This window comes from Bacillus sp. JAS24-2 (assembly GCF_008274905.1).
Lineage (GTDB): Bacteria > Bacillota > Bacilli > Bacillales > Bacillaceae_G > Bacillus_A > Bacillus_A cereus.
Genome location: NZ_CP031068.1, coordinates 1,677,260 through 1,700,122 on the forward strand (window position 1 = coordinate 1,677,260; position 22,863 = coordinate 1,700,122).

Genomic DNA, 22,863 nt, shown 5'->3' on the forward strand with positions numbered 1-22,863 from the left:
GAGAAGTATAAGGAAGCTGAGTGGTAACGCGAAACTCTCGCCTCAGCAATCAAAGCTACTAAATTGTAGTAGTTGATTGCTGAGGCGAGAGTTTTTATTTTTAAAAATAGAAGAAGAGAATGCGTAGAAGAGGAGAGTAAATGATAAAGATTGTTTCAGAGAGCTGCCCCGAGGCTGTGAGGGTGGTAACAATTCACTCATTGAAAATCACCTTGGAGCACTACTTTTGAAAACTAGTAAAAAGTAGCGGGGTTGTTCCCGATAGAAAAACAAAAGTCTAATTGGACTTGCAGAGCTTATATTTCGTGAGAAGTATAAGGAAGCTGAGTGGTACCACGATTCCCTCGTCTCAGCAATGGATTGCTACAAGTATGTAAGTAATCGATTGTTGAGACGAGTATATTTTTAAGGTTTATATACTGAATATTCTGTTGAATTTACTCATCTCAGCAATCGATGTAGAAATAGATTGCAAAAATAGAGAAAAAAGAGGAGCGATGTGAGATGGGAAACCAGTACATTTACATGAATGGGGAATTTGTAGAAAAAGAAAAGGCAGTTGTTTCAGTGTATGATCACGGTTTTTTATACGGAGACGGTGTATTTGAAGGGATTCGTAGTTACGGAGGAAATGTATTTTGTTTAAAAGAACATGTGAAACGATTGTATGAATCAGCGAAATCTATTTTACTAACAATTCCAATGACGGTAGAAGAAATGGAAGAAGCAGTTTTACATACACTCCAAAAAAATGAATACGCTGATGCTTATATTCGCTTAATTGTCTCAAGAGGAAAAGGTGACTTAGGACTCGATCCGAGAAGTTGTGTGAAGCCGAGCGTAATTATCATTGCAGAACAATTAAAGTTATTCCCACAAGAATTTTATGATAATGGGCTAAGCGTTGTATCTGTTGCATCAAGACGTAATACGCCAGACGCGTTAGATCCACGTATTAAGTCAATGAATTATTTAAATAACGTACTTGTAAAAATTGAGGCGGCACAAGCAGGAGTGTTAGAGGCTCTTATGTTAAATCAACAAGGATATGTTTGTGAAGGTTCTGGCGATAATGTTTTCGTTGTGAAAGATGGAAAAGTATTAACCCCGCCATCCTATTTAGGGGCATTAGAAGGTATTACGAGAAATAGTGTTATCGAGCTATGTGAACGACTGAGTATTCCGTGTGAGGAAAGACCATTCACTCGCCATGACGTATATGTAGCGGATGAAGTATTTTTAACAGGAACAGCAGCGGAGTTAATTCCAGTTGTAAAAGTTGATTCGAGAGAAATTGGAGATGGGAAACCAGGAAGTGTAACGAAACAATTGACCGAAGAATTTAAAAAATTAACGAGAGAAAGAGGAGTACGTGTTCCCGGGCTGACGGAAAGCTTAGCATAAATAAGGAGAGGAGTTAATTGAAATGAAGCAGCAGTATACAGCGTATGAGAAGTTACAGTGTGAAGAAATGACAGGCGCTGGGCACGTGATTCAAGGTTTGAAGAAATTGGGTGTAACGACCGTTTTCGGCTATCCAGGCGGAGCGATTTTACCAGTATACGATGCGTTATACGAAAGTGGTTTGAAACATGTTTTAACTCGTCATGAACAAGCTGCCATTCATGCGGCTGAAGGATATGCGAGAGCTTCTGGGAAGGTCGGGGTAGTCTTTGCTACCTCTGGCCCAGGGGCGACAAATTTAGTTACGGGCTTAGCAGACGCTTATATGGATTCGATTCCTTTAGTTGTCATTACCGGCCAAGTTGCAACGCCTTTAATTGGTAAAGATGGATTTCAAGAAGCGGATGTTGTCGGAATTACAGTACCTGTTACGAAGCATAATTACCAAGTTCGTGATGTAAATCATGTATCACGAATTGTGCAAGAAGCTTTTTACATCGCCAAAAGCGGACGACCGGGACCAGTATTAATCGATATTCCAAAAGATGTTCAAAATGCAAAAGTCACCAGTTTCTTTAATGAAGAAGTTGATATTCCGGGGTACAAACCAGAACTTGTACCAGACAGCATGAAACTTAGAGAGGTGGCTAAAGCAATTTCAAAATCAAAGCGTCCACTTCTTTATATTGGAGGAGGTGTCATTCATTCAGGTGGATCCGATGAACTCTTCGAATTCGCAAGGGAGAACCGTATTCCAGTCGTTTCAACTTTAATGGGACTTGGTGCATATCCACCGGGAGATCCATTGTTTCTAGGGATGCTTGGTATGCATGGGACATACGCTGCTAATATGGCGGTAACAGAATGTGATTTACTACTTGCATTAGGTGTTCGCTTCGATGATCGTGTAACAGGGAAATTAGAACTTTTTTCTCCGCACTCGAAAAAAGTACATATTGATATTGATCCTTCTGAGTTTCATAAAAATGTAACTGTAGAGCATCCGATTGTTGGTGATGTGAAAAAAGCGTTACACATGTTGTTACATATGTCTATTTATACACAAACAGATGAATGGCTTCAGAAAGTAAAGGCATGGAAAGAAGAATATCCACTTTCTTATAAGCAAAAAGAATCTGAGTTAAAACCACAGCATGTGATCAACTTAGTAAGTGAATTAACGAATGGTGAAGCGATTGTCACAACAGAAGTAGGACAGCATCAAATGTGGGCTGCTCATTTCTATAAAGCAAGAAAACCTCGGACGTTCCTTACCTCTGGAGGATTAGGAACAATGGGGTTTGGGTTCCCAGCGGCAATTGGTGCTCAGCTTGCAAAAGAAGAAGAACTCGTCGTTTGTATTGCAGGTGATGCTTCTTTTCAAATGAACATTCAAGAACTACAAACAATTGCTGAAAATAACATCCCTGTAAAAGTATTTATTATAAATAACAGATTTTTAGGGATGGTAAGGCAATGGCAAGAAATGTTTTATGAAAATCGTTTATCAGAGTCAAAAATTGGCTCACCAGATTTTGTGAAAGTGGCAGAAGCTTATGGAGTGAAGGGATTAAGGGCGACAAATTCAACAGAGGCGAAACAAGTGGTGTTAGAAGCATTTGCTCACGAAGGTCCTGTCGTAGTTGATTTTTGTGTAGAAGAAGGTGAAAACGTATTTCCGATGGTTCCGCCAAACAAAGGGAATAACGAAATGATTATGAAGAGGTGGGAAGAATGAGTCATACTTTTTCACTCGTTATTCATAACGAGCCAAGTGTCTTATTACGTATAAGTGGAATTTTTGCTCGGCGTGGCTATTATATTTCTTCTTTACATTTAAACGAAAGAGATACGAGTGGCGTTTCTGAAATGAAACTCACAGCAGTTTGTACTGAAAATGAAGCGACATTACTTGTTAGTCAGTTGAAAAAATTAATTGATGTACTGCAAGTAAATAAATTATAAGGGGTGTATGGAGTATGAAAACGTATTATGAGAAAGATGCAAATGTAGAGTTATTACAAGGGAAAACAGTTGCGGTAATTGGTTATGGATCTCAAGGGCATGCGCAGGCACAAAATTTACGTGATTCAGGTGTGGAAGTTGTAGTTGGTGTTAGACCTGGTAAATCGTATGAAGTAGCAAAAGCAGATGGATTTGAAGTAATGTCTGTTTCAGAAGCGGTTCGAACCGCACAAGTTGTACAAATGTTATTGCCAGATGAACAGCAAGCACATGTATATAAATCAGAAGTAGAAGAGAATCTCCGTGAAGGACAAATGTTACTTTTCTCACATGGATTTAACATTCACTTCGGCCAAATTAATCCGCCAAGTTACGTAGATGTAGCAATGGTTGCGCCAAAAAGTCCAGGTCATCTCGTTCGCCGTGTATATCAAGAAGGAAATGGTGTTCCGGCATTAGTCGCAGTGCATCAAGATGCGACGGGAACAGCGCTACATGTAGCATTAGCGTATGCAAAAGGTGTAGGTTGTACACGTGCGGGTGTAATTGAAACGACATTCCAAGAAGAAACCGAAACGGATTTATTCGGTGAGCAAGCTGTACTTTGCGGCGGGGTAACTGCACTTGTGAAGGCCGGGTTCGAAACGTTAACGGAAGGTGGATATCGTCCTGAAATTGCATACTTTGAATGTTTGCATGAATTAAAGCTAATTGTTGACTTAATGTACGAAGGTGGATTAACGAATATGCGCCATTCTATTTCAGATACGGCAGAATTTGGAGATTATGTAACAGGATCGAGAATTGTTACAGATGAAACGAAGAAGGAAATGAAGCGTGTTCTGACAGAAATTCAGCAAGGTGGATTTGCGAAGAAATGGATTTTAGAAAATCAAGCAGGGCGTCCGACGTATAACGCAATGAAAAAAGCAGAACAAAATCATCAATTAGAAAAAGTGGGAGCAGAGCTTCGTGAAATGATGAGTTGGATTCATGCACCGAAAGAATTAGTAAAGAAATAGAGTGAGAGAGTATAAATGAAAAATATGTAAGAGGGGATTTGACAAGATGAGAAGTGACATGATTAAAAAAGGTTTTGATAAAGCGCCGCACCGTAGTTTATTAAAAGCAACTGGTTTGAAAGATGAAGATTTTGATAAACCTTTCATAGCGATTTGTAATTCTTTTATTGAAATTATTCCAGGGCATAAACACTTGAACGAGTTTGGGAAACTTGTAAAAGAGGCAGTTCGTGCGGCAGGTATGGTACCATTCGAATTCAATACAATTGGAGTTGACGATGGTATTGCGATGGGACATATCGGTATGCGTTATTCTCTTCCGAGTCGTGAAATAATTGCAGATTCAGTAGAAACGGTTGTAAATGCACACTGGTTTGACGGCATGATTTGTATTCCAAACTGTGACAAAATTACACCAGGTATGATGATGGCTGCACTACGTATTAATATTCCGACTGTGTTTGTTTCAGGCGGCCCAATGGCAGCAGGAAAAACATCTAAAGGAGAAGTTGTTGATCTGAGTTCCGTTTTTGAAGGAGTAGGAGCTTATCAATCTGGGAAAATTTCAGAAGAAGAATTAAAAGATATTGAAGATCATGGCTGTCCATCTTGTGGCTCTTGTTCGGGTATGTTTACCGCGAACTCTATGAATTGTTTATGTGAAGTGTTAGGTTTAGCTCTTCCTGGTAACGGGAGTATTTTAGCAATTGATCCAAGACGTGAAGAGTTAATTAAACAAGCAGCAGAGAAATTGAAAATTTTAATTGAAAGAGATATTAAACCAAGAGACATTGTAACGGAAGAAGCAATTGATGATGCGTTTGCGCTTGATATGGCGATGGGCGGTTCAACAAATACAGTGTTGCATACATTGGCGCTCGCGCAAGAGGCTGGATTAGATTACGATATGAACCGTATTGATGCCGTTTCAAGACGTGTACCACATTTATGTAAAGTAAGCCCTGCTTCCAATTGGCATATGGAAGATATTGATCGTGCGGGCGGGATTAGTGCAATTTTGAAAGAGATGAGCCGGAAAGAAGGAGTACTTCATCTTGATCGAATAACTGCTACTGGGCAAACATTAAGAGAAAATATTGCTGAGGCAGAGATTAAAGATAAGGAAGTTATTCACTCTCTTGAAAACCCTCATAGTGAGGAAGGAGGATTGCGTATATTAAAAGGCAACCTTGCGAAAGATGGAGCGGTTATTAAAAGCGGTGCAACAGAGGTAAAGCGTTTTGAAGGACCTTGCGTTATTTTTAATTCACAAGATGAGGCACTTGCTGGCATTATGCTTGGGAAAGTGAAAAAAGGAGATGTAGTTGTCATTCGTTACGAAGGACCAAGAGGTGGCCCTGGTATGCCAGAAATGTTAGCACCAACATCAGCAATTGCTGGAATGGGATTAGGTGCTGAGGTTGCATTATTAACGGATGGACGTTTCTCTGGAGCTTCACGTGGAATTTCAGTAGGACATATTTCACCAGAAGCAGCAGCTGGTGGAACGATCGCACTTCTTGAACAAGGGGATATTGTATGTATTGATGTTGAAGAACGCTTGCTAGAAGTAAGAGTGAGTAATGAAGAATTAGATAAGCGTAAAAAAGAATGGAAACGACCAGAACCGAAAGTGAAAACTGGCTGGCTTGGACGTTATGCACAAATGGTAACATCGGCGAATACAGGGGCTGTTCTGAAAATCCCACATTTTGATTGAGCCAATTTAAAAAAGATAAGGATGATATATAATGGTGCAAAAGGTAAAGGAGAGAGTGAAAATTGAAGATATCTTAATGGCTCATAATTGCATGAAAGATATCGTTATTAAAACACCGTTACAACGTGATACAGTTTTATCTGAGAAATATGATTGTGACGTTTATGTAAAACGAGAAGATTTACAATTAATTCGCTCTTTCAAAATTCGTGGTGCATACAATTTGATTCAAAGTTTACCGAAAGAAAAGTTACAAAACGGTGTTGTTTGTGCAAGTGCTGGTAATCATGCGCAAGGAGTTGCTTATACATGTAATTTATTGAAGATTCCGTCGAAAATATTTATGCCCACAACAACACCGAAACAAAAAGTATCACAAGTACAATTTTTCGGTGGTGATTTCGCAGAGATTGTATTAGTTGGTGATACATTCGATAGCTCTTTCCAAGAAGCACAGTGTTATTGTGAAGAAAATAGAATGACATTTGTTCATCCGTTTGATGATCCGTATGTAGTTGCTGGTCAAGGGACAGTGGCAGTTGAAATTATGCATGATATGGAGAAACCGGTTGATTATATCTTTACGGCAATCGGCGGTGGTGGATTAGCATCAGGTGTTGGTACATATGTAAAAGGTGTTAGTCCTACTACAAAGGTTATTGGTGTAGAACCGATGGGAGCTGCCTCTATGAAAGAGGCTTTTCTTCAAAATGATAATGTCGCATTAGAGAAAATAGATAGTTTTGTTGATGGGGCAGCGGTTAAAAAGGTAGGAAAGTTAACTTTTGAAACTTGTAAAGATGTAATTGATGACATCGTTTTAGTACCAGAGGGGAAAGTTTGTACGACGATTTTAGAACTGTATAAGAAAAATGCGATTGTAGCTGAACCGGCTGGTGCACTCTCTATTGCAGCACTTGATTTATACAGGGATGAAATAAAAGGTAAAACAGTTGTATGTACGCTAAGTGGTGGAAATAATGACATTGATAGAATGCAAGAAATGAAAGAACGATCTCTCATTTACGAAGGGTTAAAGCATTATTTCATCATTGAATTCCCACAGCGTTCAGGCGCGTTAAGAGAATTTCTTGATAAAGGATTGGGGCCAGAAGATGATATTACTCGTTTTGAGTATATTAAGAAACATAATAAGGAAAATGGTCCAGCATTAGTCGGAGTAGAGTTAAAACATAAAGAAGATTATGAGCAATTAATTACTCGCTTTAAAGAAAATAATATTCAATTTATGGAGCTTAATAAAAACCCTGTTTTGTTTGATTTGCTTATTTAATAGAAGGGAAGAATAAGCATCTAAATAAAAAAGATAGATACAAGCAAAGAAATATAGTGCTTGTTCTATCTTTTTTATAGTTAAACTAGATACTCATTAAATTCAAGAAGAATAAAGCTAGTTAACCAAAAAAATATCGCAATGCGAATAATTACATACATAGTAAATTCAAAGGTAGTAAGTTTTCGTTCGCGTTTTATTTTTTTTAGAAATCTAACAGAAAAAACTGAACATAAAAGTAGAACGGCTATAGACATTTTATAAATATTTTCTAACAAACTTACATTTTCTAATAAGTTTTTCAGCATGTTTATCACCTATTCTGTAAAGTAGATTACAGAGAAATAGATCTTGAGCTGTCTAGTTTCGTTTATTTTTTATTTTCCCTGTATCATCAATTTCTACATCAGTTGAAATTGTTTGTAAATATTGAAGAGCTTTTTTCTTTTCTTCCTCATTTACAGGGGAAACTTGGTTGTTGCGAATGATATAAGGATTGAATGACATTTGGACATCCTTTCCTTTAAAAGTTAAAGTTAATACGCCAGTTTCGGCGCTTTTTCCATTCACATAACTTGGGAATAAAAAGTTACCTAATGAGTAAGCGATAGGAACTTTATTATAATACTCAAACCCTTGTAACCAATGTGGATGGCTTCCGACAATCGCGTTAGCTCCTGCTTCAACCATTTTAGGTACATATTGCTTTTGGTATTCTACCGGACGGTTTGATTTTTCAACGCCCCAATGCATATAGACGATTAAATAGTCTGCATCTTGTTTTTGTTCTTTAATTGTTTTTGTTACAAGATTTAAATCATAGCCATTCGCAACGCCAGGTTTATTCTCACCAGCTACCCAATTAGAATCAGGCATAAATCGAACGAAGGAAAGAAATTTAAACTTTTTCCCTTTTACGGTCATTTCTCGTGCTGTATATGTATCTTTCGCATTTTTTCCGGCTCCAATGTAAGGGAACTTTAATTTTTCTACGTGAGAAATCGTATCTAATAATCCATCTTGCCCATAATCAAGTGTGTGGTTATTCCCAATATTTACGATGTCATATCCAGTGTTTTTAATAGCTTGTAGTGTAGATGGATCACTTTTAATCCAAAACAGTTGCCCAGGTGCTTTCTTTTCTTTCGTTGTAAATGCCGATTCTAAATTCACAAAAGAAATATCAGCTTTTTTTATTTCTTCTTTTACATGTTGGAATGGGTAATCAGCCCCATTCTTTTCGATTATAGGACGTAATTGCCAATCAAACATTGTATCACCAGAGAAGGTGAGTGTGATTTCTTGGTCTTCTATTTTCTTTTCGCTTTTTGAAGCGGTTTTACTAGATTTGTTTTGTAAATCGGGTTTGTCTTTTGCTTTTGAAATAAAAGAGTAATTGATTAATAAAACAATCGGTGTAATGAAAAAGGCTATTAACAAAAATCGTTTTAGTAAAGTTTTCATATATACCTTCCCTTTTAATATTATCCCGCAATTAAATTAACAATGAATCTATTAAAGGTAATTAAAGTTACAAAAAAACAGCGGGTTATGTAGTGGAAAACATTTGTTAATATTCTCAATATTAAGTTAACATATAGATAACCTGTAAATCAATGTATAAACCAAAATATAGAAATAAAGAATTCGAAGGGTGAAGAATGAGAAATGGTTATATTAGGAGCAGTTGTAAATGGAATTTGCATTATATTTGGTACTTTACTTGGTAAATTATTTAGTAGGATTCCAGAAAGTATGAAAGGAACGATAATGCATGCAATCGGTTTAGCGGTTACTGTGCTTGGGCTTCAAATGGCATTAAAAAGTGAAAACTTTCTTGTTGTTATACTGAGTTTAGTGATTGGTACGGTAATTGGAGAATGGTTACAATTAGAAGAAAAGTTAAAAAATTTAGGGGATTGGCTAGAAAATAAAGTTGGATCGAAGGGGAAAGGAAGCATATCAGAAGGTTTTGTAACAGCTACTTTAATTTTTGCAATTGGTGCGATGGGGATACTTGGTGCACTTGACAGTGGGATTCGCGGAAATCATAATATTTTATTTACCAAGGCAATTATCGATGGATTTATTTCTATTATATTAACGACAACTCTAGGAATTGGCGTAGTATTTTCGGCGATTCCAGTTGTTTTATATGAAGGTGGTATTGCAGTTTTTGCAACACAAATTAATAGTTTTGTCCCGGAAGAATTAATGAACCAATTTATAGTGGAGATGACGGCTACGGGCGGCATTATGATATCTGCTATTGGATTGAACTTGCTTAGTATTATTAAAATCAAGGTGGCAAATTTACTTCCAGGTATATTGGTAGTAGGTGTAATTGTTTCAATTATTTATGGTTACGGTTTGTTAGTAAATTAGTAGAGGGTGGAAACACATATGGAGGAATTTCAATTTACAAAACGTGTGCATAAAATATTGGAGATTGCAGCAGAAGAGAGTGAGTATAACATAATTCAACCAGTCCATCTGTTCATAGGTATGTGTAAAGAAGGTACAGGAGTTTGCGCTGAGTTATTTATGTATTTGTTTCATAAAGTCGGTCCAGATTTTTTAGAAAAACTTTCGTTACGAAAACGATTCGATTTACATCATCAAGAGTATAAAAAAATAGGGCAATATAAACTATCTTATAAGGCGATAGAAATTTTACAAATAGCGAAGAAACGTATGGAACGCTTTCAGCAAGTAGTAATCAATGAAGGACATGTTATGTATGCATTATTTCGTGTAGATACAGATATTGGTGAATTTATACATACACAAATGCAAAAAGATATATTACGTATTACAGCTGCACCGAGAGACTTAGCGGTTGATTTAAATAGTTTTAAATCTATTTATAATACATTATTTTGTCATGTAAGAAGAGCTAGTCCTTCTGATTTTGATAAGTTATCACGATTTGTGGCGGCTGAATTTGGTGAACGGTGGTTACAGTCGGTTGATTACGGATTTCGGACATATAATGAAAAGTTACCTATCTATATTGCACAGCAGGAGGAAGTAATAGTTGGTTTCGCCTGTTACGATGTAGTGAGAGGAAAGAAAGGATTGTTTGGTCCAATGGGCATAGCGAAACAAAATCGTGTGAAAGGTGTAGGAAAAGAATTATTGTATCATTGTTTATATAATATGAAGCAAGATGGATATGAATATGCGATTATTGGACAAGCAGGTCCCATTGAGTTTTACGAGAGAAATTGTAATGCTCGTTTAATACCGATAGATAATAAGTAACCAACTTCATATAGAGGAGTTGGTTTTATTATGAAAATGATGTAGAGATGTAGTGGTTTTTACTAGAAAATAGCGGGTTTTGTAGTAAATCTTGCATAAAAAGCAAATTACTAAACTTTTTACAAGAAAGGGTGTAGAATGGGTATCTAAAGAAAGAAGGTGTGAAAATGGCCAGCTGGAAACGAAATTTAATGATTTGTTGGCTAGGTTGTTTTACCACTGCAGCCGGTATGAGTTTAGTAATTCCTTTCTTATCTTTTTATATTGAGGAATTAGGAGTAACTGGCACTTCAAGTATTGCACAGTGGTCGGGACTTGCATTTGGTGTAACATTTTTAATGGGTGCGATCGTATCGCCAATATGGGGAAAGCTTGGTGATATACATGGACGGAAACTGATGCTTATTCGTGCTAGCCTCGGTATGGCGATTATTATGACGCTTATGGGGTTTGTAACGGATGTATATCAATTAGTCGCACTAAGATTTTTAATGGGAGCAGTATCTGGTTTCCTTTCAACCGCAATGACATTTATTGCAGCAGAAACTCCGAAAGAACATTCAGGTTGGGCAATTTCTACAATTTCAACTGGTGGCGTGAGCGGTTCTTTACTTGGTCCATTACTTGGTGGATATTTGTCTGAGTTAATTGGAATGCGTCATGTCTTTCTTGTTACAGGAGCTTTTTTATTCCTTTCCTTTCTCATCGTTTTTTTCTTCTTGCATGAAGAAAATCACTCTGCTCAAGCAAAAAAAACACAGCCGAAAAAAGTATGGACGATGGTCCCAGCGAAGCATTTAATTATTAGTTTATTTGTAACAACATTTATTATTCAACTTGCTAATATGTCAGTTCAACCAATTGTTACATTGTACGTGAAAAATTTAGTAGGTCCTCATACTGCACATATTGAAACAATTGCGGGAGCAGTTATGTCAGCAACAGGATTAGCCGTTATTTTGGCAGCACCAAGACTAGGAAGATTATCAGATCATATCGGTCCTCAAAAAACGTTAGTTGTAGCGTTATTTGCTGCAGGAATTATTTTTATCCCGCAAGCATTTGTAACCTCAGCTTGGCAACTATTAATTCTTCGATTTTTATTAGGTATCGCACAAGCAGGATTATTACCTTCCGTACAAACTCTACTAAAACAACATACACCAACCCATGTTACGGGACGGATATTTGGATATAATCAATCATTTCAGTTTTTAGGAAATATGATTGGTCCAGTGCTCGGGGGGCAAATTGCAGCACATGCAGGCTTCCAATATGTTTTCCTCTCTACATCATCACTATTATTTATTGCGTGTATCTGGGTTTATTTTCATAATAAGAACGAAGAGGTATCAGAGAAACAACATTTGGAAGTTAGTTAACTTAGTGAATAAAAAAAGGGTGAAGCAATGATTGCTTCATCCTTTTCTTTAAAATTTAAGACATAGATAGCTTAATGTACCAAGCTCATAACTACGGTGAATGACTTCACCGCTATTTTCACCACTTCCCATAGCGATAAATAAAGGAACAAAATGTTCTGCTCTTGGTACTGCTAATTGTGCATGAGGAGCATTTTTCTCCCAATTAAACAATGCATCTTTATCGTTATGCTGCATATGTTTAATAATCCAATCATCAAATTCAATTGCCCATTTTTCAGGTGTAGTTTGATTCCATTTCAAAGCTCGTAAGTTATGGACGGTAACACCACTCCCGATTACTAAAATATCTTCTTGTCCGAGTCCTTTAAGTGCTTCTCCAATTTCAAATTGTTCTTTTGCAGAAAGGAATGGATTGACTGATATTTGCACGACAGGAATATTTGCTTCTGGATACATGCGGTGCAGGAGTGTCCATGAACCATGATCTAAACCTCTCGTCATATTATGATGGACTGAAATACCTTTGTTCTTAAATTTTGTTTCTAACATAGATGCAATGCTAGAAGAGCCTTTCGCACGATATTTGATTTCGTATAACTCAGGGGGAAAACCTCCAAAATCATAAATTGTTTCATACTCGTTATCTGATGAGGAAATCGTTAATACTTCACTTTCCCAGTGAGCAGTGAAAATAACAATTGCTTTCGGTTTATATGTTTCTCCAAGTGTTTTTAAAAATCGTGTATAGTCTGTATCTTGAATAGCGAGCATAGGCGAACCATGTGCTAAAAATAATGATGGCATCATAATAGTAGAAACCTCCTAAAAATTATATAGTTACTTTATGTAAGTAACTATATAATTTTATTTTCGGTTCGTCAACATAATAGTTATTGAGCTAATTGGAAAAGTGAGTCATTTGTCATAATGAAGGCAATTGCATATAATACATAGTAAGAAAAATGAATCGATATTCATTTTTTAAGATACATAATAGAGTTGGGAGCTGACGAAATGAACGTACAGGAAAGTTTCGTTACGGCATTGGATGGATCAGAAATTTATTTACGCAAGTGGTTGCCAGAAGGTAAACCGAAAGGGATTATTCAAATTGCACATGGTATGACAGAACATGCAGGTGTTTATACAGACTTTATTGCTGCGTTATTAGAAGCAGGGTATGGTGTTTATGCACATGATCATAAAGGTCATGGGAAAACAGTGAAAAGAGAAGAAGATTATGGTCATTTTAAACCAAATGTAGGTTGGAATGAGGCTGTGTCTGATGTTATTTTTGTATCAGAAACGGTAAGAAAAGAGCAGACATGCCCGTTATTTTTACTTGGCCATAGTATGGGTTCTTTTTTATCAAGACGTGCTGTGCAACTTAGAGGCGAATTATATGATGGATTTCTGATTTCAGGAACAGGTGGAAATCCAGGGCTTTTAGGAGCTATTGGTCATAAAGTAGCAACAATCGAAATGAAATTGCGCGGGGCAAAAACGAAAAGTCCAATGCTAAACTTTTTATCTTTCGGAAACTTCAATTCGAACTTTAAGCCAAATCGTACAAAATTTGATTGGTTATCTTCAGATAATAATCAAGTTGATAAATATATTGCGGATCCGTTATGTGGTTTCATTTGTACGACAAGTTTTTACCGAGAATTATTTTCTGGTGTATTAGAAGTAAATAAACTAGAAGAATACAAGAAGACGCCAAAGAATCTTCCAATACATATATTTTCTGGTGATCGTGATCCTGTTGGCGATATGGGGAAAGGTGTAAAAGAAGTATATGAAAACTATAAAAAATGTGGTGTGAAAGACGTGACACTACGTTTATATGAAAATGGTAGACATGAAATGTTTCATGAAGTAAATAAGGATGAAGTATTTAAAGATTTAATTTCTTGGTTAGATGCGCATAATAAATGAGAAAGATAATCCCAAACTGTTTGTAGTTTGGGATTATTTATTTTACAGAAATACGGGCAATAAATTCTTAAATTCACTTTACTTAATAAAAAATAAATCTTATTCTATAGTCGTTAAAAAATAAAGAAATATTGTATGAGAGGAAACCTCACTTTTCTGAAGTGAGGCTTTTTGTAGTAACGAAGTAATAGTGAATAAAACTAATTTTAAAAGTAACTTAAAATCAAACTTTTTATAAAGCAACAGATGCTCGTTCATAATAGTAGTATAATAGTGAATGAGGTGTTAATAGAATGGAAGATAGAACATTAGGTTTATTACTAGATGTTGTTGGTGAATTATTTTCAGATGAAATTTCAATTGCTGTTTCGAATACGAAAGAATATATTTACTATCGGCCAAGTAAACGAATTGATTTAAAGATTAGCGCTGGGGATTCTATAAAGGAAGGAACGATTGCTCATAAAGCGATGGTGATGAATCAAAAAACATCTGAGTTTATGAATCGGGATGTTTTTGGTATTCCTTATCATGGAATGGCTGTACCATTTTCAAACAATGGAAAGCTTGAAGGGTGCGTAACGGCAATTTATCCAGCTTTAACGGATGGAAAGTCAGTCGTTACTTTAAAAACAACAGATGGCTGGATTCCGGTTCCTTTTTCAAAGGTTATGTATTTAGAGGCTAAAGATAAAAAGACGTACGTGAATTCAGAAGAGTTATCAGGAACACATAAATACTCTCTGCAAGAATTCGAATACTTGCTTCCTAAAGATTCATTTATTAGATGTCACCGTTCATTTATTGTAAATGTTAATCATATTAAAGCGATTTATCCTGATACCCATTCTACTTTTGTACTTTCGATGGATAATGGTGAGAGAGTACCAGTTAGTCAATCATACGCTAGTTATTTCCGTAAGCTTCTAGGATTCTAAATTTTTCTGCTTTAGAACCTAAATTTGCTGTTCTGTCTGAATTTTCGGCATTGTATACTAAAATCCCTATTTTGATAGTGTAAATGTGTAAAATAATTATGAATATTCAATGAGAGAGGGATTACATATGGAGAATAATTTAGATAGAATCAGAGATCAACGTCTAAAAGATCGGGTAGTTACACCTGAAGAAGCAGCTTCCTGGATTCAAAGTGGAATGACTTTAGGCTTAAGTGGGTTTACACGTGCAGGTGATGTAAAAGCAGTCCCATTTGCGCTTGTAAACCGAGTTAAGAATGATGAATCTTTTAAAGTAAATGTTTATACTGGGGCTTCTTTAGGCTCGGATGTAGACAAATTATTTGCTGAGGCAGGAATTTTAGGGAAAAGATTACCTTTCCAAGCTGACGCGACGATGCGAAAAGGAATTAATAACGGAGACTTTTTATTTGTGGATCAACACTTATCTCATACAGCAGAGTTACTCCGCGCTGACGTTCTGGATATAGATTTCGCTATTTTGGAAGCGGTTGCGATTACAGAGGACGGAATGATTATTCCAACCACTTCAATTGGAAATTCCTTAGCGTTTTCCTTAAATGCTAAGTCTATTATTATTGAAATGAATATGGCTCAATCCACGCAATTAGAGGGACTACATGATCTATATGAACCAGGTAAACAAGGGGAGAGGCTTCCAATTCCGCTTGTGAAAACAGATGACCGAATTGGAACAATCGGTATTCCAATTGATCCTGAAAAAGTAAAGGGAATTGTGTTTACGAATCAATTGGATTCGCCATCGACAATTGTTCCTCCGGATGAAGAAACGGTCATTATGGCACAGCATTTAATAGAATTCCTTCGAGAAGAAGTTAAAATAGGGCGATTAACAAATCGTTTAGCGCCGTTACAATCAGGAATTGGTTCAGTTGCTAACGCAGTATTGCATGGAATGTTAGATTCAGAATTTGAAGATTTAGAAGTGTATTCTGAAGTTTTACAAGATGCAGTTTTTGATCTTATGGATGCTGGAAAAGTCAATTTTGCTTCTTGTTGTTCTATCACGCTTTCTGAAGAGAAAATGCAACAAGTATTTTCTAACTTTGAAAAATATCGTGACAAATTAATGATGCGTCCGCAAGAGATTTCCAATCATCCTGAAATCATTCGTCGCCTTGGATTAATCTCAATTAATACTGCATTAGAATTAGATATATACGGAAATGTTAACTCTACTCACGTTTTAGGTACAAAAATGATGAATGGAATTGGTGGGTCTGGTGATTTTGCAAGAAATGCACGCCTAGCTATCTTTGTTACTAAATCGATTGCGAAAGGTGGTAACATTTCAAGTATTGTTCCTTTCGTTTCTCATGTAGACCATACTGAACATGATGTAGATGTTATTGTTACTGAACAGGGGTATGCCGACTTAAGGGGACTTGCGCCAAGAGAAAGAGTGGAACTTATTATTGAGAATTGCGCACATCCAATGTATCGTGATCAACTACGTGCTTATTACGAAGAAGCAAAAACAAGGGGTGGACAAACTCCTCATATTTTAGAAAAAGCTTTTTCTTGGCATACGAATTATGCTAAAAATGGAACAATGCTTGAAGCGGTAGTAGAAACTGTATAGGTTTGTATCGTACGAAATAGTAAAACGAATGAGTGAGTTTGAAGATTAAATTTTAGAAAAAGAGAACACCAACTTTTAGGGATGGTGTTCTTTTTCTTTAAAAAAATTGTACTGGTTATAATAAAGATTTATAAAAATAACCTCTAATTTATGAAAAAAAGGTTTTTTGAAGTGCTTTCCGAATCAATTTAGTAGTTTACATATCGAAGGTGAGGAGAAAGAATCATGAAGATAAGAGAAGCGTTATTAAGTGAAGCAAATGAATTAAGTGAATTCGCACTACAATCAAAAGCAACGTGGGATTATAGTGAAGAATTCATACTTGCTTGTAAGGAAGATTTAACAATTACAGAAGAATACATAAAAAATAATTTTGTATATGTTTTAGAAAACGATAATGCGAAGATTGGTTTTTTCTCATTTTTACGTAATGATAAAGCTCTCGATTTCTTGTACATTCATCCTGATTACAAAGGAAAAGGTTACGGGAAAATACTTTGGGAGTACGTAATAGAAAAAGCCAATGAACTAGGATTAAAAAGTTTTACAATTGATAGTGATCCGAATGCAAAAGGATATTACTTGAAAATGGGGGCACAGTTAATAGGAGAGACACCATCAACTGTCTTTAAGGGTCGTGTACTGCCTCTTTTGAAATATGATGTGTAAAACTATTAATAGTAGGGGAAGATTAGAATGGATGATGTAAAGGAAAAAAGAATATATGAAGCACTAATAAAATCGTGGTCGATTGAAACGAGTTCAAAGTGGACAATTGAAAACCCAGCAAAGGGACAGTGTGGTGTAACGGCTCTAGTCGTTCAAGACATATATGGAGGAGAAATTAAAAAGGCAAAAGTAAGAGAGGTATGGCACTTTTATAACTTTATAGATGGGCAGAGATTTGATTTTACAGAGACTCAATTCAATGGGAAATTGAATTATATGGATGTGGAATCAAATCGGAAAGAAGCATTTGCAGATACAAATGAAAAACAATATAGCATTTTGAAGGAAAAAGTAACGAAAGAATTCAAATTATCTTTTGACTCTTAATCTTTAATAAGTTACTATAATGGTGGTAACTTATTAAAGGGAACTTCATAGAGTTGAAAGGGGAAATACTTTTGAAAACAACTTATGTAAACGCTACAATTGTAACGATGAATGAACAAAACGAAGTGATAGAAAATGGATATATCATTGTAGAAAATGATCAAATTATAGATGTAAAGAGCGGAGAATTCGCTAATGATTTTGAAGTAGATGAAGTAATTGATATGAAAGGAAAGTGGGTTTTACCAGGGCTTGTAAATACACATACACACGTTGTAATGAGTCTCCTAAGAGGTATTGGCGATGATATGTTATTACAGCCGTGGCTTGAGACGAGAATTTGGCCACTGGAAAGTCAATTTACTCCCCAAATTGCGGTCGCTAGTACGGAATTAGGATTACTTGAGATGGTGAAAAGTGGTACAACATCATTCTCTGACATGTTTAATCCAATTGGAGTAGATCAAGACGCAATTATGGAAACGGTATCAAGGAGCGGGATGCGAGCTGCTGTTTCAAGGACTTTATTTAGCTTCGGAACGAAAGACGATGAAAAGAAAGCGATTGAAGAAGCTGAGAAATATGTGAAGCGTTACTATAACGAAAGTGGCATGTTAACTACGATGGTTGCACCACATAGTCCATATACATGTAGTACAGAATTGTTAGAAGAGTGCGCACGGATTGCAGTAGAGAATCAAACGATGGTTCATATCCACCTTTCTGAAACAGAGCGTGAAGTACGTGATATTGAAGCACAATATGGAAAACGTCCAGTAGAATATGCAGCGAGCTGCGGATTGTTTAAACGCCCAACAGTTATTGCACACGGTGTAGTATTAAATGACGATGAGCGTGCATTTTTAGCAGAACATGACGTTCGAGTAGCTCATAATCCGAATAGTAATTTAAAACTAGGTTCTGGTATAGCGAATGTAAAAGCGATGCTAGAAGCAGGAATAAAAGTAGGAATTGCAACAGATAGTGTTGCATCTAACAATAATTTAGATATGTTTGAAGAAATGCGCATAGCGACTTTACTACAAAAAGGTATTCACCAAGATGCAACAGCTTTACCAGTTGAAACAGCTCTTACACTTGCGACAAAAGGAGCTGCTGAAGTAATCGGGATGAAACAAACAGGATCACTTGAGATTGGAAAATGTGCTGATTTCATTACAATTGATCCGTCTAATAAGCCTCATTTACAACCAGCGGATGAAGTGTTATCACACCTTGTATATGCTGCTAGTGGAAAAGATATAAGCGATGTAATTATTAACGGAAAACGTGTCGTTTGGAATGGCGAATGTAAAACGTTAGATGAAGAGCGTATTATATTTGAAGCAAGTCGTTATAAACGAGGTTTGCAAAGATAACTAATTATGTGGCAGTTGAAAAAGCTATCCTTTTAAAAGGATAGCTTTTTTCTTGAACGAATAAATATTCAAAAGAATGTCGCATCTTTCTGTTCATATTTCTGCTATAATATATAACGCTTTATAATATTTTATACTTAAGGAGAACAACTCATGAAGCGAAAAAAGAGCCATTTAATGGTAATGGCACTTGTTACATCTTTATTATTAACAGCTTGTAATAATAAAGCGAATAAAAGTGATACAGAGGTTAAAAAACAAGTGTTAAATGTAACAGTATCAGAAGAAATTCCTTCTCTGGACACTGCGAAAACGATGGATGGTACATCAGCACACGTTATGCAAAACATATTTGAAGGGTTATATGTATTAAATGATCAAGATCAGCCTACTCCAGCAGTAGCAAAATCGTTTAAAAGAAGTGAAGATGGTAAGAAATATACATTTAACTTGCGTAAAGATGCAAAATGGTCAAATGGAGATAATGTAACAGCAAATGATTTTATATTTGCGTGGAAACGTGCAATTAACCCTGAAACGGCATCTCAATATGCATACATGCTCTTTTATGTGAAAAATGCGAAAGAGATTAATAAGGGAACAATGCCTCTTGATGCACTTGGGGTTAAAGCAATAAATAATTATACGTTAGAAGTTGAACTCGAACAGCCGGTTCCGTATTTTTTACAGTTGTTAGCACTACCTATATACTTACCACAGCATGAATCATTTTTGAAAGAACAAGGAAACAATTATGCATTGGAACCTAGTAATCTCATATATAACGGGCCATTTGTATTAGAAAAATGGAAGCATGAACAAGAGTTTCAATTAAAGAAGAATTCTGCATATTGGGATCGAAAGAAAGTGAAATTAGACGAAATAAACTTTCATATCGTAAAGGATACAATGACAGCTGTAAATTTATATGAAGCCGGAGATTTGGATCGAGTACCTATTAATTCGCAAATTGTAGACAAGTATAGAGGGAATAAGGAATTACATATGTCGAGTGATCCTGGAATTGCCATGCTTCGTTTTAATGAAAAAAATACCGCGTTAGCAAATAAAAAAGTGCGTCAATCTATTTCATTAGCGTTAAATAAAGATGATTTTGTTGCTCACTTTATTAATAACGGAGCAAAACCTGCAAGCGGGCTTGTACCAGTTGGTCATGTAAATGAAGTGACCGGTAAAGATTTTAGAAAAGAAAACGGAGATCTTTCTTCATATGATTTGCAAAATGCGCAAAAGATTTGGAAAGAAGCGAAAAAAGAGCTTGAAGTAGAGCAAGTAAACCTCGAGTTTTTAACGTTTGAACAAGATAATGCAAAACGGATGGCAGAATATATAAAAGGTGATTTAGAAGAGAATTTGCAAGGAATCGCGATACAAATTAAACAACAGCCATTTAAGCAAAAATTACAGTTAGAACAAGCAGGTGATTACGATATAACTATGGCAAATTGGGGGCCTGACTATAAAGACCCAATTAGTTATTTAGAGTTATTTACGACAGGGAATCCGAATAATAAAATGAATTATTCTAATGTTCATTACGATGAATTAATAAAGAAAGCGAAAACGGATTTTGTACTAGATACGGAAAACCGATGGGAAGCGTTGCGAGAAGCCGAACAGGTATTATTAGAAGATGCTGCGGTAGCGCCGCTTTATCATATTGGCTCAGCATATGTACAAAAGGATTATGTAAAAGGAATTGAAAAGCATCAATTTGGTGGTATTTATACTTATAAGAATGCTTATATTGCTAATGAATAAATACAAAAAACCTTACTTTTTAAAAGTAAGGTTTTTTACACATGAATTCTATTAAACCGATTTTAATAAAGCGTAAAAATTCGTATCATATGGGACATCATCTTGATACATATAATTTTTTAGAACGCCTTCTTTTTCAAAGCCTAATTTTAATAGTACTTTATTGGAAGCTTCATTTTCAAGAAATACAATTGCTCCAATCCGCTTTAAATGAATCGTATGGAAACCGTATGATATAACCTCAGAAACAGCTTCAGTCGCATATCCTTTTCCCCAGTGTTCAGGCAAAAAGGCATAACTTATATTGGCTCGTTTATGCTCAGAAGACCAATCGTGAAAACCAATGGTACCAATGAGTTCTTTCGTGTCTTTTAATTCGATTCCCCATTTTATACCGCTTCTTGCATTGTAACTCAACTTAAAATTATGAATGATTTGCTTCACTTGATCAATATCTTGTAACGGTTTTTGGCCATAATAGCGCAGTACATTAGTATTAGAAAAGCATTGTAGTATACGCGGTGCATCTTCTTCGGTAAGTTCTCTTAAAATGAGTCTTTCAGTTTTTAATAAAGGAAACATATTTTCGCTCCTTTTCACATGAAAATAGAATGTATTTGTTATTATATAATTTAATCTGAAAATAAAGATTATTCAAGGCGTAAGGAAGTTATTGGCTGGAAATAGATTATAAAATTTATTTTAAAAAGACTTTATAGGATTAATACAAATAATGAAAAAAGGGTATTCCAAATTAAAATTGGAATACCCTTTTTCATTATCCTACAAATGTTTGATACAGTAAGAAGATATTTAAAATGATAACGAGTGCTGCAATTATCCAAGCGATAAATGTTGTTATACGGTGGTTAACGAGTGCACCCATAATCTTTTTGTTACTTGTAAACATAATAAGTGGTACTAGCGCAAATGCAATACCGAATGATAAGACGACTTGGCTCATGACTAGAGCGTAAGTTGGATTTACACCTAAAGCGATAATAACTAATGGTGGAATCATTGTAATAAATCGGCGTAAGTATAACGGAATATGCATGCGAATGAAACCTTGCATAATAATATCACCCGACATTGTACCGACAGAAGAGCTAGATAGTCCTGCTGATAAAAGTCCAATCCCAAATAATGCAGCCGATACAGGACCTACTAAATTGGTAAATTGAGTGTAAGCAACATCTAAATCTTCAACGTGCAAGCCGTTTTTAAAGAATAGTGCAGCAGCAACAATTAACATACTTGCATTAATTGCTCCAGCAATAACCATTGCAATAATAATATCGATAAATTCGAAACGAAAAATCTTTTTCTTTTGTTCGTCAGTTGTTCCGACCACGCGGCGTTGTGTTAATGCAGAATGCAAGTATATTGCATGTGGCATAACTGTTGCACCTAAAATCCCTGCTGCAAGTAATATACTGTCTACACCTTGGAATTTTGGAATAAATAGTCCTGAAAGAAGGGGACTTAATTCTGGTTTTGCATAAAAAACTTGAATCCCAAAAGCAATTACTACAATGAAAATCATTCCTGTAATAATAGCTTCTAGTGGACGAAATCCTCTACGTTGAAACTCAAGAATAATAAATGATCCGGCTGCAGTAATTAAAGCGGCAGGTAGCATCGGGATTCCAAATAGTAAGTAAAGCCCCAAAGCAGCTCCAATAAATTCCGCTAAATCTGTAGCCATAATAACTAGTTCACCTTGTATCCATAAGCCGATAGACACAGGCTTTGGAAAGTTTTCACGAGCTATTTCGGGTAAATTGTTTCCTGTAGCAATTCCTAATTTAGCTGATAAAGTTTGGATTAATACAGCCATTAAGTTAGAAGCGAGTATAACCCATAATAGTAAATATCCATATTGTGAACCAGCTGCGATATTTGTAGCAAAGTTGCCAGGATCAATATAAGCAACGGACGCGATAAAAGCGGGTCCTAAAAATGGTAACAGTCTTTTCCAGCCTTTTGTTTCTCCACTTAAAGCTAAGTGAGCTGATTGTACAGTTGTACTTTCAGAAGGGAGATGTTCATCTTTTGTTATATCTTTATTCAT

The 22,863-nt window shown here is 35.9% G+C and carries 21 protein-coding genes and 1 other annotated feature; of the genes, 16 read left to right on the forward strand and 5 right to left on the reverse strand.

Annotation, left to right across the window (positions count from 1 at the left end; genetic code table 11):
• The first annotated feature begins 115 nt into the window (after positions 1 to 115).
• Positions 116 to 355 (forward strand) — a binding site (T-box leader).
• A gap of 149 nt (positions 356 to 504) precedes the next feature.
• Genes ilvE through ilvA form a run of 6 tightly spaced genes read left to right on the forward strand, consistent with a single transcriptional unit; the run spans position 505 to position 7,405 of the window.
• The gene (gene ilvE, locus DN407_RS08845; RefSeq protein WP_000528156.1) at positions 505 to 1,404 is read left to right on the forward strand and encodes a branched-chain-amino-acid transaminase; all 900 of its coding nucleotides are present in this window, start codon (positions 505 to 507) and stop codon (positions 1,402 to 1,404) included.
• A gap of 22 nt (positions 1,405 to 1,426) precedes the next feature.
• Positions 1,427 to 3,142 (forward strand): acetolactate synthase large subunit, encoded by a 1,716-nt coding sequence (ilvB, locus tag DN407_RS08850; RefSeq protein ID WP_000813474.1) that lies wholly within the window; start codon positions 1,427 to 1,429, stop codon positions 3,140 to 3,142.
• Positions 3,139 to 3,369, forward strand: coding sequence for an ACT domain-containing protein (locus tag DN407_RS08855; RefSeq protein WP_000019916.1), 231 nt, complete (start codon positions 3,139 to 3,141; stop codon positions 3,367 to 3,369). The genes ilvB and DN407_RS08855 overlap by 4 nt, the downstream gene beginning before the upstream one ends.
• Before the next feature lie 14 nt (positions 3,370 to 3,383).
• Positions 3,384 to 4,391: a ketol-acid reductoisomerase gene (gene ilvC / locus DN407_RS08860; RefSeq protein ID WP_149216180.1), complete on the forward strand. Its 1,008-nt coding sequence runs from the start codon at positions 3,384 to 3,386 to the stop codon at positions 4,389 to 4,391.
• 46 nt (positions 4,392 to 4,437) lie between these two features.
• On the forward strand, positions 4,438 to 6,111 hold the full coding sequence (gene ilvD / locus DN407_RS08865; RefSeq protein ID WP_001255818.1) for a dihydroxy-acid dehydratase: 1,674 nt from the start codon (positions 4,438 to 4,440) through the stop codon (positions 6,109 to 6,111).
• 31 nt (positions 6,112 to 6,142) lie between these two features.
• Positions 6,143 to 7,405 carry a threonine ammonia-lyase IlvA gene (ilvA, locus tag DN407_RS08870; protein WP_000250323.1) on the forward strand — a complete coding sequence of 421 codons (1,263 nt, stop codon included), beginning with the start codon at positions 6,143 to 6,145 and terminating at the stop codon, positions 7,403 to 7,405.
• A gap of 80 nt (positions 7,406 to 7,485) precedes the next feature.
• On the opposite strand, the gene DN407_RS08875 is transcribed toward ilvA, so the two are convergent.
• Together DN407_RS08875 and DN407_RS08880 are read right to left on the reverse strand one after the other, a co-directional pair.
• The gene (locus DN407_RS08875; protein ID WP_000916802.1) at positions 7,486 to 7,713 is read right to left on the reverse strand and encodes a hypothetical protein; all 228 of its coding nucleotides are present in this window, start codon (positions 7,711 to 7,713) and stop codon (positions 7,486 to 7,488) included.
• Positions 7,714 to 7,765: 52 nt separating this feature from the next.
• Positions 7,766 to 8,869 carry a CapA family protein gene (locus DN407_RS08880; RefSeq protein ID WP_000854542.1) on the reverse strand — a complete coding sequence of 368 codons (1,104 nt, stop codon included), beginning with the start codon at positions 8,867 to 8,869 and terminating at the stop codon, positions 7,766 to 7,768.
• A gap of 204 nt (positions 8,870 to 9,073) precedes the next feature.
• On the opposite strand from DN407_RS08880, the gene DN407_RS08885 reads away from it, so the two are divergent.
• The 3 genes from DN407_RS08885 to DN407_RS08895 all read left to right on the forward strand — a co-directional run bounded on the left by DN407_RS08885 (position 9,074) and on the right by DN407_RS08895 (position 12,051).
• Entirely contained in the window at positions 9,074 to 9,790 is a 717-nt protein-coding gene (locus DN407_RS08885; RefSeq protein ID WP_000236039.1) for a DUF554 domain-containing protein, read from the forward strand.
• Between the two features lie 18 nt (positions 9,791 to 9,808).
• Positions 9,809 to 10,669, forward strand: coding sequence for a GNAT family N-acetyltransferase (locus tag DN407_RS08890; protein ID WP_047385911.1), 861 nt, complete (start codon positions 9,809 to 9,811; stop codon positions 10,667 to 10,669).
• Between the two features lie 167 nt (positions 10,670 to 10,836).
• A complete protein-coding gene (locus DN407_RS08895; protein ID WP_000179301.1) occupies positions 10,837 to 12,051 on the forward strand; it encodes a multidrug efflux MFS transporter in 1,215 nt (404 codons plus the stop codon).
• Positions 12,052 to 12,099: 48 nt separating this feature from the next.
• Here DN407_RS08895 and DN407_RS08900 read toward each other — a convergent pair whose 3' ends face one another.
• Complete coding sequence (locus tag DN407_RS08900; protein WP_000982910.1) at positions 12,100 to 12,861, reverse strand: DODA-type extradiol aromatic ring-opening family dioxygenase; 762 nt, start codon at positions 12,859 to 12,861, stop codon at positions 12,100 to 12,102.
• A gap of 207 nt (positions 12,862 to 13,068) precedes the next feature.
• Between DN407_RS08900 and DN407_RS08905 the strand changes: the two genes are divergently transcribed.
• The 7 genes from DN407_RS08905 to DN407_RS08935 all read left to right on the forward strand — a co-directional run bounded on the left by DN407_RS08905 (position 13,069) and on the right by DN407_RS08935 (position 20,789).
• Positions 13,069 to 13,992, forward strand: a complete 924-nt coding sequence (locus DN407_RS08905) for an alpha/beta hydrolase (protein WP_001102598.1) — start codon at positions 13,069 to 13,071, stop codon at positions 13,990 to 13,992.
• A 293-nt stretch (positions 13,993 to 14,285) separates the two neighbouring features.
• Entirely contained in the window at positions 14,286 to 14,930 is a 645-nt protein-coding gene (locus DN407_RS08910; RefSeq protein WP_000390208.1) for a LytTR family DNA-binding domain-containing protein, read from the forward strand.
• Positions 14,931 to 15,057: 127 nt separating this feature from the next.
• Positions 15,058 to 16,572, forward strand: coding sequence for a succinyl-CoA:acetate CoA-transferase ScpC (locus tag DN407_RS08915; protein ID WP_000429821.1), 1,515 nt, complete (start codon positions 15,058 to 15,060; stop codon positions 16,570 to 16,572).
• Between the two features lie 225 nt (positions 16,573 to 16,797).
• A complete protein-coding gene (locus tag DN407_RS08920) occupies positions 16,798 to 17,241 on the forward strand; it encodes a GNAT family N-acetyltransferase (protein ID WP_000701894.1) in 444 nt (147 codons plus the stop codon).
• A 27-nt stretch (positions 17,242 to 17,268) separates the two neighbouring features.
• Positions 17,269 to 17,628, forward strand: coding sequence for a YunG family protein (locus DN407_RS08925; RefSeq protein WP_061654549.1), 360 nt, complete (start codon positions 17,269 to 17,271; stop codon positions 17,626 to 17,628).
• A 53-nt stretch (positions 17,629 to 17,681) separates the two neighbouring features.
• Positions 17,682 to 19,007 (forward strand): bifunctional S-methyl-5'-thioadenosine deaminase/S-adenosylhomocysteine deaminase, encoded by a 1,326-nt coding sequence (locus DN407_RS08930; protein ID WP_141539857.1) that lies wholly within the window; start codon positions 17,682 to 17,684, stop codon positions 19,005 to 19,007.
• Positions 19,008 to 19,160: 153 nt separating this feature from the next.
• Positions 19,161 to 20,789 carry a peptide ABC transporter substrate-binding protein gene (locus tag DN407_RS08935; RefSeq protein WP_149216181.1) on the forward strand — a complete coding sequence of 543 codons (1,629 nt, stop codon included), beginning with the start codon at positions 19,161 to 19,163 and terminating at the stop codon, positions 20,787 to 20,789.
• 51 nt (positions 20,790 to 20,840) lie between these two features.
• Here DN407_RS08935 and DN407_RS08940 read toward each other — a convergent pair whose 3' ends face one another.
• Both DN407_RS08940 and DN407_RS08945 read right to left on the reverse strand, forming a co-directional pair.
• Positions 20,841 to 21,371 carry a GNAT family N-acetyltransferase gene (locus DN407_RS08940; RefSeq protein ID WP_000484219.1) on the reverse strand — a complete coding sequence of 177 codons (531 nt, stop codon included), beginning with the start codon at positions 21,369 to 21,371 and terminating at the stop codon, positions 20,841 to 20,843.
• A gap of 196 nt (positions 21,372 to 21,567) precedes the next feature.
• Positions 21,568 to 22,863, reverse strand: coding sequence for an Nramp family divalent metal transporter (locus DN407_RS08945; RefSeq protein ID WP_001030677.1), 1,296 nt, complete (start codon positions 22,861 to 22,863; stop codon positions 21,568 to 21,570).